This window comes from Pseudomonas sp. zfem002, from assembly GCF_032621685.1.
Lineage (GTDB): Bacteria > Pseudomonadota > Gammaproteobacteria > Pseudomonadales > Pseudomonadaceae > Aquipseudomonas > Aquipseudomonas japonica.
Map to the genome: position 1 here is coordinate 77,858 of NZ_JAVYJH010000010.1, position 15,201 is coordinate 93,058.

The 15,201-nt window shown below is 65.6% G+C and carries 13 protein-coding genes and 1 pseudogene; 5 read left to right on the forward strand and 9 right to left on the reverse strand.

Annotation, left to right across the window (positions count from 1 at the left end; all coding sequences use genetic code 11):
* The 5 genes and pseudogenes from tatB to RTI28_RS30330 all read left to right on the forward strand — a co-directional run bounded on the left by tatB (position 1) and on the right by RTI28_RS30330 (position 3,977).
* Positions 1-390, forward strand: a complete 390-nt coding sequence (gene tatB / locus RTI28_RS13745) for a Sec-independent protein translocase protein TatB (protein ID WP_316920936.1) — start codon at positions 1-3, stop codon at positions 388-390.
* Positions 387-1,178, forward strand: coding sequence for a twin-arginine translocase subunit TatC (gene tatC / locus RTI28_RS13750; RefSeq protein WP_316920937.1), 792 nt, complete (start codon positions 387-389; stop codon positions 1,176-1,178). Before tatB ends, tatC begins: the two co-directional genes overlap by 4 nt.
* Positions 1,175-1,882, forward strand: coding sequence for a 16S rRNA (uracil(1498)-N(3))-methyltransferase (locus tag RTI28_RS13755; RefSeq protein ID WP_316920938.1), 708 nt, complete (start codon positions 1,175-1,177; stop codon positions 1,880-1,882). Before tatC ends, RTI28_RS13755 begins: the two co-directional genes overlap by 4 nt.
* Before the next feature lie 190 nt (positions 1,883-2,072).
* A pseudogene (locus tag RTI28_RS30325) lies at positions 2,073-3,122 on the forward strand (methyl-accepting chemotaxis protein); the annotation flags it as partial.
* Between the two features lie 141 nt (positions 3,123-3,263).
* A complete protein-coding gene (locus tag RTI28_RS30330) occupies positions 3,264-3,977 on the forward strand; it encodes a methyl-accepting chemotaxis protein (RefSeq protein ID WP_410478986.1) in 714 nt (237 codons plus the stop codon).
* A 119-nt stretch (positions 3,978-4,096) separates the two neighbouring features.
* On the opposite strand, the gene RTI28_RS13765 is transcribed toward RTI28_RS30330, so the two are convergent.
* The 9 genes from RTI28_RS13765 to hutI all read right to left on the reverse strand — a co-directional run bounded on the left by RTI28_RS13765 (position 4,097) and on the right by hutI (position 15,194).
* The gene (locus RTI28_RS13765; protein ID WP_316920998.1) at positions 4,097-4,831 is read right to left on the reverse strand and encodes an amino acid ABC transporter ATP-binding protein; all 735 of its coding nucleotides are present in this window, start codon (positions 4,829-4,831) and stop codon (positions 4,097-4,099) included.
* Complete coding sequence (locus tag RTI28_RS13770) at positions 4,824-5,786, reverse strand: amino acid ABC transporter permease (RefSeq protein WP_316920940.1); 963 nt, start codon at positions 5,784-5,786, stop codon at positions 4,824-4,826. Before RTI28_RS13770 ends, RTI28_RS13765 begins: the two co-directional genes overlap by 8 nt.
* 187 nt (positions 5,787-5,973) lie before the next feature.
* Positions 5,974-6,774, reverse strand: a complete 801-nt coding sequence (locus RTI28_RS13775) for a transporter substrate-binding domain-containing protein (RefSeq protein ID WP_316920941.1) — start codon at positions 6,772-6,774, stop codon at positions 5,974-5,976.
* 187 nt (positions 6,775-6,961) lie between these two features.
* Positions 6,962-9,532: a glucans biosynthesis glucosyltransferase MdoH gene (gene mdoH, locus RTI28_RS13780; RefSeq protein ID WP_316920942.1), complete on the reverse strand. Its 2,571-nt coding sequence runs from the start codon at positions 9,530-9,532 to the stop codon at positions 6,962-6,964.
* Entirely contained in the window at positions 9,525-11,264 is a 1,740-nt protein-coding gene (locus RTI28_RS13785; protein ID WP_316920943.1) for a glucan biosynthesis protein G, read from the reverse strand. Before RTI28_RS13785 ends, mdoH begins: the two co-directional genes overlap by 8 nt.
* Before the next feature lie 264 nt (positions 11,265-11,528).
* Positions 11,529-11,966 carry a D-aminoacyl-tRNA deacylase gene (dtd, locus tag RTI28_RS13790; protein WP_064302615.1) on the reverse strand — a complete coding sequence of 146 codons (438 nt, stop codon included), beginning with the start codon at positions 11,964-11,966 and terminating at the stop codon, positions 11,529-11,531.
* Complete coding sequence (pip, locus tag RTI28_RS13795) at positions 11,963-12,937, reverse strand: prolyl aminopeptidase (RefSeq protein ID WP_316920944.1); 975 nt, start codon at positions 12,935-12,937, stop codon at positions 11,963-11,965. The genes dtd and pip overlap by 4 nt, the downstream gene beginning before the upstream one ends.
* A 249-nt stretch (positions 12,938-13,186) precedes the next feature.
* Positions 13,187-13,978 (reverse strand): N-formylglutamate deformylase, encoded by a 792-nt coding sequence (hutG, locus tag RTI28_RS13800; RefSeq protein WP_316920945.1) that lies wholly within the window; start codon positions 13,976-13,978, stop codon positions 13,187-13,189.
* A gap of 10 nt (positions 13,979-13,988) precedes the next feature.
* Entirely contained in the window at positions 13,989-15,194 is a 1,206-nt protein-coding gene (gene hutI / locus RTI28_RS13805; protein WP_316920946.1) for an imidazolonepropionase, read from the reverse strand.
* Between the last annotated feature and the right edge of the window lie 7 nt (positions 15,195-15,201).

Consider the following 15,201-nt stretch of genomic DNA (forward strand, 5'->3'; position numbering starts at 1 on the left):
ATGTTCGGCATCAGCTTCAGTGAGTTGCTGCTCGTCGGTCTGGTCGCCCTGGTGGTGCTCGGTCCCGAGCGCCTGCCCGGCGCCGCGCGTACCGCCGGCCTGTGGGTCGGACGGCTCAAGCGCAGCTTCAACGCGATCAAGCAGGAAGTGGAGCGCGAGATCGGCGCCGACGAGATTCGCCGGCAGTTGCACAACGAGCACATCCTCTCGATGGAGCAGGAAGCCCGGCGCATCCTCAACCCGCAGAGCGTGACCCCGGACCCGGCCAGCACCCCGCTCGGCCCGTCCGCCGAAGCGACGCCCGTGCCGCCCGCCGCGACGCCTGAAGCCGCGTCACCGGCAGCGGCAGCGACGCCCACCGAACCGACCCAACCGCCGCGAGCCCCATGAGCGATATCCCGGAAAACGACCAGCCGATGCCGCTGGTGTCGCACCTCACCGAATTGCGTACCCGCCTGTTGCGCTGCGTCGCCGCGGTCTTCCTGATCTTCGCCGGGTTGTTCTCCTTCGCCCAGCAGATCTACACCCTGGTCTCGGCGCCGCTGCGCGCGCACCTGCCGGCCAACGCGACGATGATCGCCACCGACGTGGCCTCGCCGTTCCTCACGCCGTTCAAGCTGACCATGATCGTCTCGCTGTTCCTGGCGATCCCGTACATCCTCTTCCAGATCTGGGGCTTCATCGCCCCGGGCCTGTATCGCCACGAAAAGCGCGTCGCCGTGCCGCTGCTGGTTTCCAGCATCCTGCTGTTCTACGCCGGCATGGCCTTCGCCTACTTCCTGGTGTTCCCGCTGATCTTCGGCTTCTTCGCCAGCGCCACCCCGGAAGGCGTGTCGATGATGACCGACATCGCCAGCTACCTCGATTTCGTCATGACCCTGTTCTTCGCCTTCGGCGTGGCCTTCGAGATTCCCGTCGCGGTGGTGCTGCTGGTGTGGATCGGCGTGGTCGACGTGCAGTACCTGCGCAAGATCCGTCCTTACGTGATCATCGGCTGCTTCGTGGTCGGCATGGTCCTGACCCCGCCGGACATCTTCTCGCAGACCCTGCTGGCCGTGCCGATGTGGATGCTGTTCGAGGTCGGCGTGCTGTTCGGCGGCCTGGTGCGCAAGCGCAGCCAGGCGCACGAGGCCAGCGACGACAGCCCTGACGACCAGCCGCCAGCGACCCAACAGTGAACCTGCTGCTGCTCGAGGAGGCCGACTTCACCGCGGCCGACCGGGCGGTCCTCAGCGACCGCCGCTTTACCCACATGCAGGACATCCACCGCGTGGCGGTCGGCGACAGCCTGCGCGTCGGCCGTGTCGGCGGGCTGATGGGCCAGGCCCGGGTCGAACGCCTGGAAGGCCATGAAGCCGAACTGTCGCTGACTTTCGACCAGCCAGCGCCGGCCAAGCTGCCGCTGACCCTGGTCCTCGCCCTGCCGCGGCCGAAGATGCTCCGTCGGGTGTTCCAGACCATCGCCACAATGGGCGTGGCGAAGCTGGTGCTGGTCAACAGCTACCGGGTGGAAAAGAGCTTCTGGCAGACCCCGTTCCTCGATCCCGAGGCGATCCGCGAAAACCTCATCCTCGGCCTGGAACAGGCGCGCGACACGGTGCTGCCCGAGGTGATCATCGAGAAGCGCTTCAAGCCCTTCGTCGAGGACCGCCTGCCAGCCATCGCCCAGGGTACCCTCGGCCTGGTCGGCCATCCCGGCAACCATCCGCCCTGCCCGCGCGGCGTCACCCAGCCGGTGACCCTGGCCATCGGCCCCGAAGGCGGCTGGATTCCCTACGAAATCGACCTGCTGGGCAAGGCCGGGCTGGCCCCGGTGCAACTGGGCGAGCGCATCCTGCGGGTGGAAACCGCGGTCACGGCGTTGCTGGCACGCCTGTTCTAGCGCGACTCCGGAAAGATCCGACATCTTTCCGGGCCATTATCCCTACTCCGTATAAGACTATTGGCTAGTCTGGAAAGCCCGTTTCAGACAGGTTTCTACCTTCAGTTTCCACGTCGCGCGCCGATGCAGGATCACCTCTAATAAAAACCTGTCCGCCTGATCGAAATGGAGTCCCGGCATGTACCGATGGATGGCCCAGCACCTGGGCAATGTGAGCGTCAACCTGAAACTGGGCATCGGCTTCAGCGTGGTCCTGCTGCTGACCCTGGTGATCACCCTCACCGGCTGGTCGGGGCTGAGCGGCGTGATCGACCGTGGCGACAAGCTCGGCGAGATTTCCGAGGTCTACCAGGCCACCCAGGTCCTGCGCATTTCCCGCCAGGCCTATGAACACAAGCAGGATGCCGAGTCCATCGCTCAGGTGGAGAAGGCCCTGGCCACGCTGGATGGCGAACTGCGCAAGGTGGAAAAGCTCATCAGCGAAGGCGACGACCACCGCCGTCTGGTGCAGCAGAGCGAGGCTGTGCGCGAGTACGAGCGCAGCTTCGTCGAGCTGAAGAAATCCGCCGACGCCCGCGAGTCCGCGCGAGTCCTGCTCGGTGCCAGTGCCGACAAGGCGGCCGCGCTGATCGCCAAGGTCCAGCAGGCGCTGTTGCAAGGCGGCGACATCCAGCTGTTCAACAGCGCGGTGGAGGCCGCCGGCCTGCTGCAGCAGGCGCGTTTCCAGGTGCGCGGCTACACCTACAGCGGCGCGAACAAGTACCAGGCGACCGCCCTGACCGCCATCGACCAGGCCCTGAGCCTGCTCAAGAGCCTGCCTGAGCGCGTCCCGGCGGAACACCATGGCGACCTCGCGGGTGCCGCCGACGCGCTGTCCGCCTACCGTGGTGCCGTGGTGCAGTTCGGCAACGCCCAGGAAAGCAGCGAACAGGCCCTGGCGCAGATGGGCCAGCAGGGTACCCGCCTGCTCGACCTGAGCACCGAGCTGAGCGTGTCGCAGACCAGGATCCGCGATGCCGAATCGCAGCAGGCCAAGTCGACCCTGGGCCTGGCCACCGTGCTGGCGCTGCTGTTCGGCATCGTCGCCTCCTGGGCCATCACCCGGCAGATCGTCATCCCGCTGCGCCACACCCTCACCGCCGTGGACCGCATTGCCGGCGGCGACCTCAGCCACGATCTCAACGAGCAGCGCCGCGACGAACTGGGCCAGTTGCAGCGCAGCATGCAGCGCATGACGGTCAGCCTGCGCGAGCTGATCGGTGGTATCGGCGACGGTGTCACCCAGATCGCCAGCGCCGCCGAGGAGCTCTCGGCGGTCACCGAGCAGACCAGCGCCGGGGTCAACAACCAGAAGGTCGAGACCGACCAGGTCGCCACCGCCATGAACGAAATGGCGGCCACCGTGCATGAAGTCGCGCGCAATGCCGAGGAAGCCTCCGAGGCGGCGAAGATGGCCGACAACCAGGCCCGCGAGGGCGATCGCGTGGTGGCCGAGGCCATTGCGCAGATCGAGCGCCTGGCCAAAGAGGTGGGCAACTCCAGCGAGGCCATGAGCCAGCTCAAGAGCGAGAGCGACAAGATCGGCAGCGTCCTCGACGTGATCAAGTCGGTGGCCGAGCAGACCAACCTGCTGGCCCTCAACGCCGCCATCGAAGCGGCCCGTGCCGGCGAGGCCGGACGTGGCTTCGCCGTGGTCGCGGACGAAGTGCGCAGCCTGGCGCAGCGTACCCAGCAGTCCACCGAGGAGATCGAGGAATTGATCGCCGGGCTGCAGAACGGCACCCAGCAGGTGGCGGCGGTGATGGACAACAGCCGCAGCCTCACCGACAGCAGCGTGCAGCTGACCCGCAGTGCCGGCGTGTCCCTGGAGACCATCACCCGGACCGTGTCGTCGATCCAGTCGATGAACCAGCAGATCGCGGCGGCGGCGGAGCAGCAGAGTGCGGTGGCGGAGGAGATCAACCGCAGCGTGATGAGCGTGCGCGATGTGTCGGATCAGACGGCATCGGCGAGTGAGGAGACCGCGGCGTCCAGCATGGAGCTGGCGCGGCTGGGGACGCATCTGCAGGGATTGGTTTCGCGGTTCCGGCTGTAGTCGCGAGTGGGGACCGCTTTGCGGTCCTTCGCGGGCAAGCCACGCTCCTACAGCGGTAGCGCGTATCCTCGTAGGAGCGTGGCTTGCCCGCGAAGGCCTGCAAAGCAGGCCCAGAGGACTTAAAGGACTTGCCGCAGAAACGCCTGGGCCCGCAGATCCTTTGGCGCCGTGAAGAACTGCTCCGGCGGCGAATCCTCCAGCAACTTGCCGTGATCGAAGAACAGCACCCGATCCGCCACTTCCCGGGCAAAGCCCATTTCGTGGGTCACGCAGACCATGGTCATGCCTTCCTGGGCCAGGGTCTTCATCACGTCCAGCACCTCGCCGACCATCTCCGGGTCGAGCGCCGAGGTCGGCTCGTCGAACAGCATGACCTTGGGGTCCATGGCCAGCGCCCGGGCGATCGCCACGCGCTGCTGCTGGCCACCGGACAACCGCGACGGGTACTCATTGGCCTTCTGGCCGATGCCCACCTTGTCCAGCAACGCCCTGGCCTTGGCCTCGCGCTCGGCCTTGCCGCGCTTGCGCACGACCTTCTGCGCCAGGCACAGGTTCTCCAGCACGGTCATGTGCGGGAACAGGTTGAAATGCTGGAACACCATGCCCACTTCGCGGCGATAGGCGTTGATATCGGTCTTCGGGTCGGCCAGCTGCAGGCCGTCGATGGCGACGCTGCCGGAATCGAACGACTCCAGGCCGTTCAGGCAGCGCAGGAAGGTCGACTTGCCCGAACCGGACGGGCCGAGCACCACCAGCACCTCGCCACGCGCCACCTGGGTGGTGACGTTGTCCACCGCCCGCACGACCATGCCGCGGGTGTCGAAGACTTTGGTCAGATCACGGACTTCAATCACTTTGCGCAAGCCTCCGCTCGAGCCGGCTGGCGAAATGCGACAGCGGCAGGTTGATCAGCAGGTACAGCCCGGCGACGCAGAACCAGATCTCGAAGGTCGAGAACGAGGTGGTGATCGCCTCGCGGCCGCTCTTGGTCAGTTCGGTGATGGCGATCACCGAGACCAGCGACGTGTCCTTGACCAGGCTGATGAACTGCCCGGCCAGCGGTGGCAGCACGCGCTTGAACGCCTGCGGCAGGATCACGTGGCGCATCGACTGCGAGGCGTTCAGGCCCAGCGAACGCGCCGCCTCGCCCTGGCCCCTGGCGATCGACTGCACGCCGGCACGGACGATTTCCGCCACATAGGCGCCGGTGAACAGCGCCAGTGCGGCCACCCCGGCGAACTCGCGGGACAGGTTGAGCACGGTACCGATGAAGAAATAGAAGATGAAGATCTGCACCAGCAGCGGCGTGCCGCGCACCAGTTCGACGTAGACCGTCGACAGGTCGCGCAGGGTCGGATTGCTGGACAGCCGGCAGAGGCCGGCGAACAGCCCGATCACCAGGCCGAGGATCCCGGAAGCCACCGAGATCCACACTGTGGTCCACAGGCCCCAGGCCAGCGGGCCGGCAGCCCAGTGGTGGGTCAGGCCGATGACGTCGCCTTCCGCCACGTCGTCGCCCTGGGACAGCTGCACGCTGGCCTGGTCGACCTCCAGCACCTGCTGGTTGCCGTCTTCGTCACGCAGGGTCACCCGCGCGGTGTCGCCCTTGCGCACGATCTCCTGCACGGTGCCATAGCCGGCGGCGCGATGGGCCTCTTCGGCCTGGTAGGCGAAGTACTGCGGTACCCGGTTCCAGCGCCACTCGTAGGAAATCATCGAGGTGGCGAAATACAGACTCAGCGCCAGTCCGACCAGGACCAGCGCGGTCAGCCCGTGCCAGGGCCACTGGGCTTTCTTGTGTTTGATCACGTGAGGCGTTCCCCTAAAAAGCCAACTGGGGCCGCTTTGCGACCCTTCGCGAGCAAGCTCGCTCCCACAGGATCACACGGACCTCGTGGGAGCGAGCTTGCTCGCGAAGGGCTGCAAAGCAGCCCCAGCATGTCAACTGACCAGCATCGTTCGTCTCGATTCGAAACTCACGGCCTACAGTTGCCGTTTATTCCATGTCCTTCAGCCACTCGGTCTTCTTGAACCACTTGTCGTGGATTCGATCGTAGGTGCCGTCGTGCTTGATCTGGTGCAGGAAATTGTTGATGAAGTTCAGGCTGTCGTGATCGCCCTTCTTCAGGCCGAAGGCCAGGGGCTCGAAGGTGAACGGCTCGTCCAGGTAGACCAGCTTGCCGTTGCCGACCTTGGTCACCGCGACGACGTTGTACGGCGCGTCGTAGACAAAGGCATCGGCCTTGCCGTTGACCACGTCCATCACACCTTCCTGCTCGTTGTCGTAGCCGTGGTACTGGGCCTTGCCGATCAGCTTCTTGGCGACCATTTCGCCGGTGGTGCCGAGCTTGGAGGTCAGGCGGTATTCGGCGCTGTTCAGGTCCTTGTAGGACTTGATCTTGTCCGACAGTTCCTTGCGGATCAGCAGGGTCTGGCCGACGACGATGAAGGGTTCGCTGAAATTCAGCTTCAGGTTGCGTTCCTGGGTCAGGGTCATGCCGCTGCCGATCATGTCGAACTTGTCGGTCATCAGCGCCGGGATGATGCCGTCATAGGCGGTGGAGACCAGCTCCAGCTTGACGCCCATGGACTTGGCCATGGCCTTGAGGATGTCCACTTCGAAACCGATGATCTCGCCGCGCTTGTTGGTCATCTCGAACGGCATGTAGGTCGGGTCCATGCCCACGCGCAGGGTGCCGCGCTTGACCGCGTCATCGATCACGCCGGCCTGTGCGGTGCTGACCGCGACAGTGGCCGCGACGCCGGCCAGCAGCATCGACAGATACTTTTTGAACATCACCAGGTTCCCCCAACAAGAAAACGCTCGAATTTTATTGTGTGCGCGAAAAGTCCTACAGGGATCGCGCCATAGTCGGGGTGGGATGCTAACGCATGAGCGGCATGGGACCTAGCGTCCGTGATGACTTTGTTACTTATTGATACCAGAAAAGCGAACGGGGCGACCGAAGTCGCCCCGTTGCAGATCACGCGCTGGCCAGGCTCGGCTGCAGCACCGGCTCGGGATGCAGCGGCAGCAGCGGCGAGTGCGGATCGTTGGCGATCGACGCGCGCCAGACGTCCAGCCAGGCCGCGTTGTGCTCGGCCCAGACGCTGTCGTGCAGACGCGACAGCGCGACCGGGTCGCTGAGCAGGGCCAGGCGGGTCGCACCGTCGAGAGCCGACGGGCCGACCTGCAGGGCCTTGGCGATACGCTCGGCGCGCAGCGCCTCGATCGGCTCGGCGACGCCGTGGCGGGCGGTGGCCAGGGCACAGGCCAGGGCGTTCTGCTGCGGATCGACCACGGCCCGGACGAAACCGTCGTGCAGGGCGTGCCAGCGGTTTTCATGGGTGTACTGGTCGGTGGCCAGCAGTTCCTGCGGCGTGGCGTACTCCTCGGGGATGAGGAACAGCTTCTCGTCCTTGGCGCGCAGGCCCAGGTTGACCCGGCTGGAGATCACCGAGACCGGGATCGACAGGGTCAGCGAACCGACGATGGGCACCAGCCACCACAGGAAGCTCGGGTTCAGCCAGGCCACCAGCAGGGCCCAGGCCACACCCAGCAGGGTCTGCGGACCATGGCGGCGTACCGCTTCGCTCCACGGCGTGGAGTCGTCGTCACGCTGCGGCGAGTTCCAGGTCGCGGCCCAGCCGAGGAAGGCGGCGAGGACGAAACGGGTGTGGAAGATCATCCGCACCGGCGCCAGCAGCATGGAGAAGAGCATCTCCAGGAGCATCGACATCGTGACCTTGATGCGGCCGCCGTATTCCTTCGCGCCCTTGGCCCAGATCAGGATGACGCTGAGCAGCTTGGGCAGGAACAGCAGGACGATGGTGGTCGAGAACAGCGCGATGGCCTTCTCTGGATGCCACTGCGGCCACAGCGGGTACAGCTGTCGTGGTTCGAGGAAGTACTGCGGCTCCATCAGGGTGTTGGTCGCCAGCAGCGCGGTCGACAGCACCAGGAAGAAGAACCACAGCGGCGCCGACAGGTAGGACATCACCCCGGTGAGGAACACCGCACGGTGCACCGGGTGCATGCCCTTGACCAGGAACAGGCGGAAGTTCATCAGGTTGCCGTGGCACCAGCGGCGGTCGCGCTTGAGCTCGTCGAGCAGGTTCGGCGGCAGTTCTTCATAGCTGCCCGGCAGGTCGTAGGCGATCCACACGCCCCAGCCGGCACGGCGCATCAGCGCGGCTTCGACGAAGTCGTGGGAGAGGATCGCGCCGGCGAAGGCGCCCTTGCCCGGCAACGGCGCCAGGGCGCAGTGCTCGATGAACGGCTTCATGCGGATGATCGCGTTGTGCCCCCAGTAGTGCGACTCACCCAGCTGCCAGAAGTGCAGGCCGGCGGTGAACAGCGGGCCGTAGACCCGGGTGGCGAACTGCTGCATGCGTGCATACAGGGTGTCCATGCCCGAAGCCTTCGGCGCGGTCTGGATGATCCCGGCGTCCGGGTTGGCTTCCATCAGGCGCACCAGGCTGGTGAGGCATTCGCCGCTCATCACGCTGTCGGCGTCGAGGACCACCATGTAGCGGTAATCGCTGCCCCAGCGGCGGCAGAAGTCGTCGAGGTTGCCGCTCTTGCGCTTCACGCGACGGCGGCGGCGGCGGTAGAAGATCCTGCCGAAGCCCTTGGCCTCGCGGCACACGTCCAGCCAGGCCTGTTGTTCGGCCACGGCGATGTCGGTGTCGTTGGTGTCGCTGAGGACGAAGAAATCGAAACGGTCGAGGTCGCCGGTGGCGGCCACCGACTCGAAGGTCGCGCGCAGGCCGGCGAAAACCCGTGGCACGTCTTCGTTGCAGATCGGCATGACCAGCGCGGTGCGCGCGCCCTTCTCGATCGGCTCGTTACCGGCGCTGCTCCCGGAAATGCGGTACTTGTCGCGCCCGGTGAGCAGTTCGAGGAAGCCCATCAGCGCGGTCCAGAAGCCCGCCGAGACCCAGCAGAAGAGGATGCCGAAGAGGATCAGGATGGTGGTCTGCAGCGCATACGGCCAGACCTGGGTGGCAGTCTGCAGCAGCGGCTGGTGCAGGACTTCGTCGAGATCGACGAACGACCAGCCCTGGTACGGCAGGATGCCCTTCATGTACCAGCCGGCGACCAGGGTCTGGCCGACCATCAGCGCCAGCAGGATATAGCGGCGCATCGAACCGACCCAGCGCCAGCGCGCGGCCGGCAGCTCGCGCTTCTCCGGGGCCGGCGCATTGGTGCGCCCGGTCATCCGGCGCCAGGCGCGAATCAGGATGTTGGTCCGCCACGGCTCGGGGATCACCCGGGTCCGGCGGATCGGCGGGGTCGCCTTGAGGCAGACCCGGCCGCTGGCATCGAGGCCGAGCATCTCGGCCTCTTCCATATCGGTGGCGCTGAGCAGGTTCAGGCGGCCGCCGACCGAGCCCTGGGCAGGCTCGACGGTGGCACCCGGCTGTGCGGACAGGCGCTGGTGCAGCTCGCTGAACGAGGAACAGCTGGCCAGTTCGGCACGCTGCTCGTCGCTCAGGGGTAGATGGGCCAGGTATTCGGCAAGCGATTCTGGCCGTGCGCAAGAGTTACTCATCGGCTGGCAACTGATAGCTCCAGGTCTCGGTCAACACCTGTTCGGTCGTGGCCGGTTCCCCAGTGGTGGGCGCCGCTTCGGCGGCTGGCTGCTCGGCAGGGGCTTCGGCTTTCGCGGCTTTGGCGGCGGCCTTGTCATGCTTCGCGGGTTTGTCCTGTTTTTCCTGCTTGGCCGGCTCGGCCTTGACCGGCTCGACCGGTACGTCGCGAACCAGCGCGGCACGCATTTCCACGGCCTTGCCCGGATCCTTGACCTTCATCCGCAGGGTCAGGCGCCAGCCCTTGATTTCAGGGTTGTAGCGCAGGTTGTTCTCCACCACCTCGGCGTTGTCGCCAACGCTGATCTGGCTGCGCAGCGCGGTGTCTTCCGGCAGCTTGGCCAGTACCGGGCCCTCGAAGTCGACGAGGAAGGCCACGCTGCCGTCCGGCTGACGAATCAGGTTGGACTGCTTGACGTCGCCGGTGGAACGCATGGTCTGCTTGACCCAGCCGAGCTCCGGCGAATGGAAGGCCGACTCGTCCATGGTCCAGTGCAGGCGGTACTGGTACTCGACCGGGGTACCGGGCTCCGGCAGTTTTTCCGGGCTCCAGAAGGCCACGATATTGTCGTTGGTCTCGTCGGCGGTCGGGATCTCGACCAGATCGACGGTACCCTTGCCCCAGTCGCCTTTCGGCTCGATCCAGGTGCTCGGACGCTTCTGGTAGTTGTCGTCCAGGTCTTCGAAGAAGCTGAAGTCGCGGTTGCGCTGCAGCAGACCGAAGCCGCGCGGGTTTTCCACGCTGAAGTTGCTCACGGCCAGGTGTTTCGGGTTGTTCAGCGGGCGCCACAGCCACTCGCCGTTGCCGGCATGGATCGACAGGCCTTCGGAGTCATGCAGCGAAGGACGGTAGTTCGGTACGCGCGACGGCTGGTTGCTGCCGAACAGGTACATGCTGGTCAGCGGGGCGATGCCCAGGCGGCTGACGTGGTCACGCAGGAACACCTTGGACTCGACGTCGACGATGGTGTCGCTGCCCGGACGCAGGATCAGCTTGTAGGCGCCGGTGGAGCGCGGCGAATCCAGCAGGGCGTAGATCACCAGGTGCTTGTCGGCGGCTTTCGGGCGTTCGACCCAGAACTCGGTGAAGCGCGGGAACTCTTCGCCGGACGGCAGCGCGGTGTCGATGGCCAGGCCACGTGCGGACAGGCCATACACCTGGCCCTTGCCGACCACGCGGAAATAGCTGGCGCCGAGCAGGGTCATGATCTCGTCCTGCTTGTCCGCCTTGTTGATCGGGAACAGCACGCGGAAACCGGCGTAGCCCAGCTGTTCGGTGGCCTTGGCGTCGAACTGCAGGTCGCCGAAGTCGAAGCGGCTCGGGTCGTACTTGATTTCCTCGACGGTGGTGGCGGTGACTTCATTGATTTTCACCGGCGTGTCGAAGTGCATGCCCTGATGGTAGAAGGACAGCTTGAACGGCGTCTTGTCGTCCGCCCACTCGGCTTTCTCGGAGCGGAAACGGATCTTCTGGTAGTCGCCGAACTTCATGTCGCGGAAGACGGCAGGCAGGTTGCTTTTCGGTGCTTCGTACTTCTGCCCGGCCAGGTCCTTCGCCTTGGCCGCCACGTCGTCAAGGTTGAACGCCCAGAGCTGGCCGGCGCCGAGCAGGCAGACCAGTGCCGAACCTGCGAGCAGAGCCTTGCGCAGCCGATTGGCAGGCGTTCTTGGAGCATCAAAGGGACTTACAATCACGAGCAACCCTCGCCGAAAACAGATCTAAAGAACCAACGGCCAGCGACACATGCCGGGTTGGCGAGCACTGTTCGGACTCCGAAAGGGCTCAATGATTCCCCAAACGGTTCCGGACAGTTCTCGAGTCAGAGTGAAACAGGCCGTCGAACGTCGGCCCACGTAGCGCGCGATTATCTAGCAGGCTGCGTTACAACGCATCAGGGCCGGCCAACTATTTTTGCTGTGAAACCCCTTGTTTTCCTGCAAACAGGGGGTTTTTTGACGTCATATTTGTAACATAAATGTTACCGGGCCATCATTGACCAGATGGACCTGCATGTCGGCGCCGAAGCGGCCACTGCCGACAGTCCCGTGCTTGAGCCTCGCCTGCGCCAGCAGGTAGTCGAACAGCTCGGCGCCGAGGGCCGGCGGCGCGGCCGTGGAGAAGCTCGGGCGCAGGCCGCTGCGGGTGTCGGCGGCGAGGGTGAACTGCGACACCAGCAGCAGGCCGCCGTCGATATCCTTGAGCGACAGGTTCATCTTGCCCTGCGGATCGCTGAAGACCCGGTAGTTGAGCAGTTTGTGCAGGAGCTTGTCGGCGTGCTCGGGGGTATCCCCCGGTTCCACCGCGACCAGCACCAGCAGGCCCTGGTCGATGGAACCGACGATCTCGCCCTCCACTTCCACGCGCGCACCGCGCACGCGCTGCAGCAACCCCTTCATGCTTCGTCCAGCGGCAAATCGAGCAGGCGCCGGGCCATCTGGTCGGCGGCGCGCACCAGCGCGTCGGTGATGCCGGGCTCGGAGGCGGCATGACCGGCGTCGCGGATCACCTTCAGTTCGCTGTTCGGCCAGGCCTGGTGCAGTTCCCAGGCGTTGTCCAGCGGGCAGATAACGTCATAGCGGCCATGCACGATCACCGCCGGCAGGTGGGCGATCTTCGGCATGTCGCGGATCAGCTGGTTTTCTTCGAGGAAGGCATTGTTGACGAAGTAGTGGCATTCGATCCGGGCGATCGACAGCGCGCGCTGCGGCTCGGAGAAGCGATCGACCACCAGCGGGTTGGGACGCAGCGTGGCGGTGCGGCCTTCCCAGGTCGACCAGGCCTTGGCGGCGTGCATCTGGGCGATCTGGTCGTTGCCGGTGAGGCGCTTGTGGAATGCCTGGACCAGGTCGTGGCGCTCTTCCTGGGGGATCGGCGCGATGTAGTCCTGCCAGTAGTCGGGGAACAGGCGGCTGGCGCCACCGCTCTGGTAGAACCATTCGATCTCCTGCGGACGGCAGAGGAAGATGCCGCGCAGGATCAGGCCATGGACGCGCTCGGGGTGGGTCTGGGCATAGGCCAGGGCCAGGGTCGAGCCCCAGGAGCCACCGAACAGCACCCATTTCTCGATGCCCAGGTGCTTGCGAATGCGTTCCAGGTCTTCGACCAGGTGCCAGGTGGTGTTGTTTTCCAGGCTGGCGTGGGGCGTGGAACGGCCGCAGCCGCGCTGGTCGAAGGTGATGATGCGGTAGACGGTGGGGTCGAAGTAGCAGCGGCTCTGGGCATCGCACCCGGAGCCGGGACCACCGTGAATGAACACCACCGGCAGACCTTCCGGGGAACCGCTTTCATCGACGTACAGTACATGCGGTGCTTCGACTGCCAGATCGTGCCGGGCGTAGGGTTTGATCTGTGGGTACAAGGTCTGCATTACGCACTCCGTGTGGGAATTATTCTGCCGTTGGGCATCATAAACCCGAAATGCGCTTTGAGCATGCCCCCTTGGGTCAACTGTTCTGCAGACTGGCCGCGATGCCCCGTAGGAGCGTGGCTTGCCCGCGAAGGACCGCGTAGCGGTCCCGGTTCCCAATCTGCTGACTGTAGATCAGGAACCGGGACCGCTACGCGGTCCTTCGCGGGCAAGCCACGCTCCTACGAGGGTTGGGCAATCGTGTCCGCGTCAGCCTTTGGCCCAGGCCAGGGTTGCTTCCAGCAGTTGCCGGAGGACGACCTGAGTCGGCCTGGCCAGGTCATCCCGATAGGCGAACGGCTCCACCTCCTCCATATAAGTGCTCTGCGCCAGTTCCAGCTGCACCGCATGGATATGGTTGGCCGGATCGCCGTAATGCCGGGTGATGTGCCCACCCTTGAAGCGCCCGTTGAGCACATGGCTGTAGCCCGGCGCCTCGCCGCACACCGCTTCCAGCCGCGCGGCCAGTTGCGGGTCGCAGCTCGCACCGTTGAAGGTGCCCAGGTTGAAGTCCGGCAGCTTGCCGTCGAACAGGTGCGGCACATGGGAACGGATCGAGTGGGCATCCCACAGCAGCGCATAGCCGAACTTCGCCTTCAGCCGCGCCAGCTCGTTGCGCAGGGTGTCGTGATACGGCCGCCAGATTCCCTCCAGGTAGCCGGCCCGCTCCTCGACGGATGGCACCTTGCCCGCCTCGAACAGCGGGCTGCCATCGAACAGCGTCGCCGGATACAGGCCGGTGGTGGCGCCGACATACAGCGGCTGGTCATCCTCGGGCCGGTTCAGGTCGATGACGAAGCGCGAATACTCGGCCGCCACCACGCTGGCGCCCAGCTCACGGACGAAGTCGTACAGCTGCGGGATGTGCCAGTCGGTGTCCGGCAGACTGCGCGCAGGCGCCACCAGGCCGTCGCGCACGGCCGGGGTCAGCTTCAGTCCGGCGTGGGGCATGCTGATCAGCAGCGGCAGCGTGCCCTGGTGAAAATTCAGAACCTTGTCCATCGTCGTTGCCTCAATCAGTCAGTTCGACGCCGTGGCGCACCACGCGCTTGTCCAGTTCGCCACCCAGCCAGTACGCCAGGTCGGCCGGACGCTCGATATCCCAGGCGACGAAGTCGGCGACCTTGCCCACCTCCAGCGAGCCATGGCTGTCACCCAGCCCCAGCGCCGTGGCGGCATGCAGGGTGACGCCGGCCAGGGCTTCCTCCGGGGTCATGCGGAACAGGGTGCAGGCCATGTTCAGCATCAGGCGCAGCGACAGCGCCGGCGAGGTGCCGGGGTTGAGGTCGCTGGCGATGGCGATCTTCACCCCGTGCTTGCGCAGGGCGTCCATCGGCGGCAGCTGGGTCTCGCGCAGGTAATAGAAGGCGCCCGGCAGCAGCACGGCGACGGTCCCGGCGGCGGCCATGGCGATGGCATCGGCCTCGGTCATGAACTCCAGGTGATCGGCGGACAGCCCGTGATAACGCGCCGCCAGGCTGGAACCGGCCAGGGCGGACAGTTGCTCGGCATGCAGCTTGACCGGCAACCCCAGTTCCCGAGCCTTGATGAACACCCGCTCGACCTGCTCCGGCGAGAACGCCAGGTACTCGCAGAAGGCATCCACCGCATCCACCAGCCCCTCGGCGGCCAGCGCTGGGAGCATGACCTCGCAGATATGGGCGATGTAGTCGTCGCTGCGCTCCTTGTATTCCGGTGGCAGCGCATGGGCCGCCAGGCAGGTGGCGCGCACGGTCAGCGGCAGGGTCGCGCCAAGGCGACGGGCAACCTTGAGCATCTTGCGCTCGTTGGCGAGGTCCAGGCCGTAGCCGGACTTGATCTCCAGGGTGGTCACGCCATCGCGCATCAGCGCCCGCACCCGACGCAGGGCGCTGGCGTAAAGCTCATCCTCGCTGGCCGCGCGGGTGGCGCGCACGGTGCTGGCGATGCCGCCACCCTGGGCGGCGATCTCGGCGTAGCTGACACCCTGCAGGCGCTGTTCGAATTCACCGCTGCGGTTGCCGCCGAACACCGTGTGGGTATGGCAGTCGATCAGCCCCGGGGTGACCCAGGCACCGCCCAGGTCGACCTGCCGCTCCACGGCCAGGTCCGGCAGCGACTGGCGCGGGCCGATCCAGACGATGCGCCCGGCCTCGCTGACGATCGCCGCGTCCTCGATGATCGAGTAAGTGCCCTGGGCCATGCTCGCCACATGACAGTGCTGCCAGAGGGTCTTCATGCGGGTG

What these genes read in the sequence shown, in the direction of transcription:
- tatC (WP_316920937.1), top strand. Translation starts at nt 387, where the DNA reads ATGAGCGATATCCCGGAAAACGACCAGCCGATGCCGCTGGTGTCGCAC.
- tatB (WP_316920936.1), top strand. Translation starts at nt 1, where the DNA reads ATGTTCGGCATCAGCTTCAGTGAGTTGCTGCTCGTCGGTCTGGTCGCC.
- RTI28_RS30330 (WP_410478986.1), top strand. Translation starts at nt 3,264, where the DNA reads ATGAACGAAATGGCGGCCACCGTGCATGAAGTCGCGCGCAATGCCGAG.
- hutG (WP_316920945.1), bottom strand. Translation starts at nt 13,978, where the DNA reads ATGGACAAGGTTCTGAATTTTCACCAGGGCACGCTGCCGCTGCTGATC.
- pip (WP_316920944.1), bottom strand. Translation starts at nt 12,937, where the DNA reads ATGCAGACCTTGTACCCACAGATCAAACCCTACGCCCGGCACGATCTG.
- hutI (WP_316920946.1), bottom strand. Translation starts at nt 15,194, where the DNA reads ATGAAGACCCTCTGGCAGCACTGTCATGTGGCGAGCATGGCCCAGGGC.
- dtd (WP_064302615.1), bottom strand. Translation starts at nt 11,966, where the DNA reads ATGAAGGGGTTGCTGCAGCGCGTGCGCGGTGCGCGCGTGGAAGTGGAG.
- RTI28_RS13775 (WP_316920941.1), bottom strand. Translation starts at nt 6,774, where the DNA reads ATGTTCAAAAAGTATCTGTCGATGCTGCTGGCCGGCGTCGCGGCCACT.
- mdoH (WP_316920942.1), bottom strand. Translation starts at nt 9,532, where the DNA reads ATGAGTAACTCTTGCGCACGGCCAGAATCGCTTGCCGAATACCTGGCC.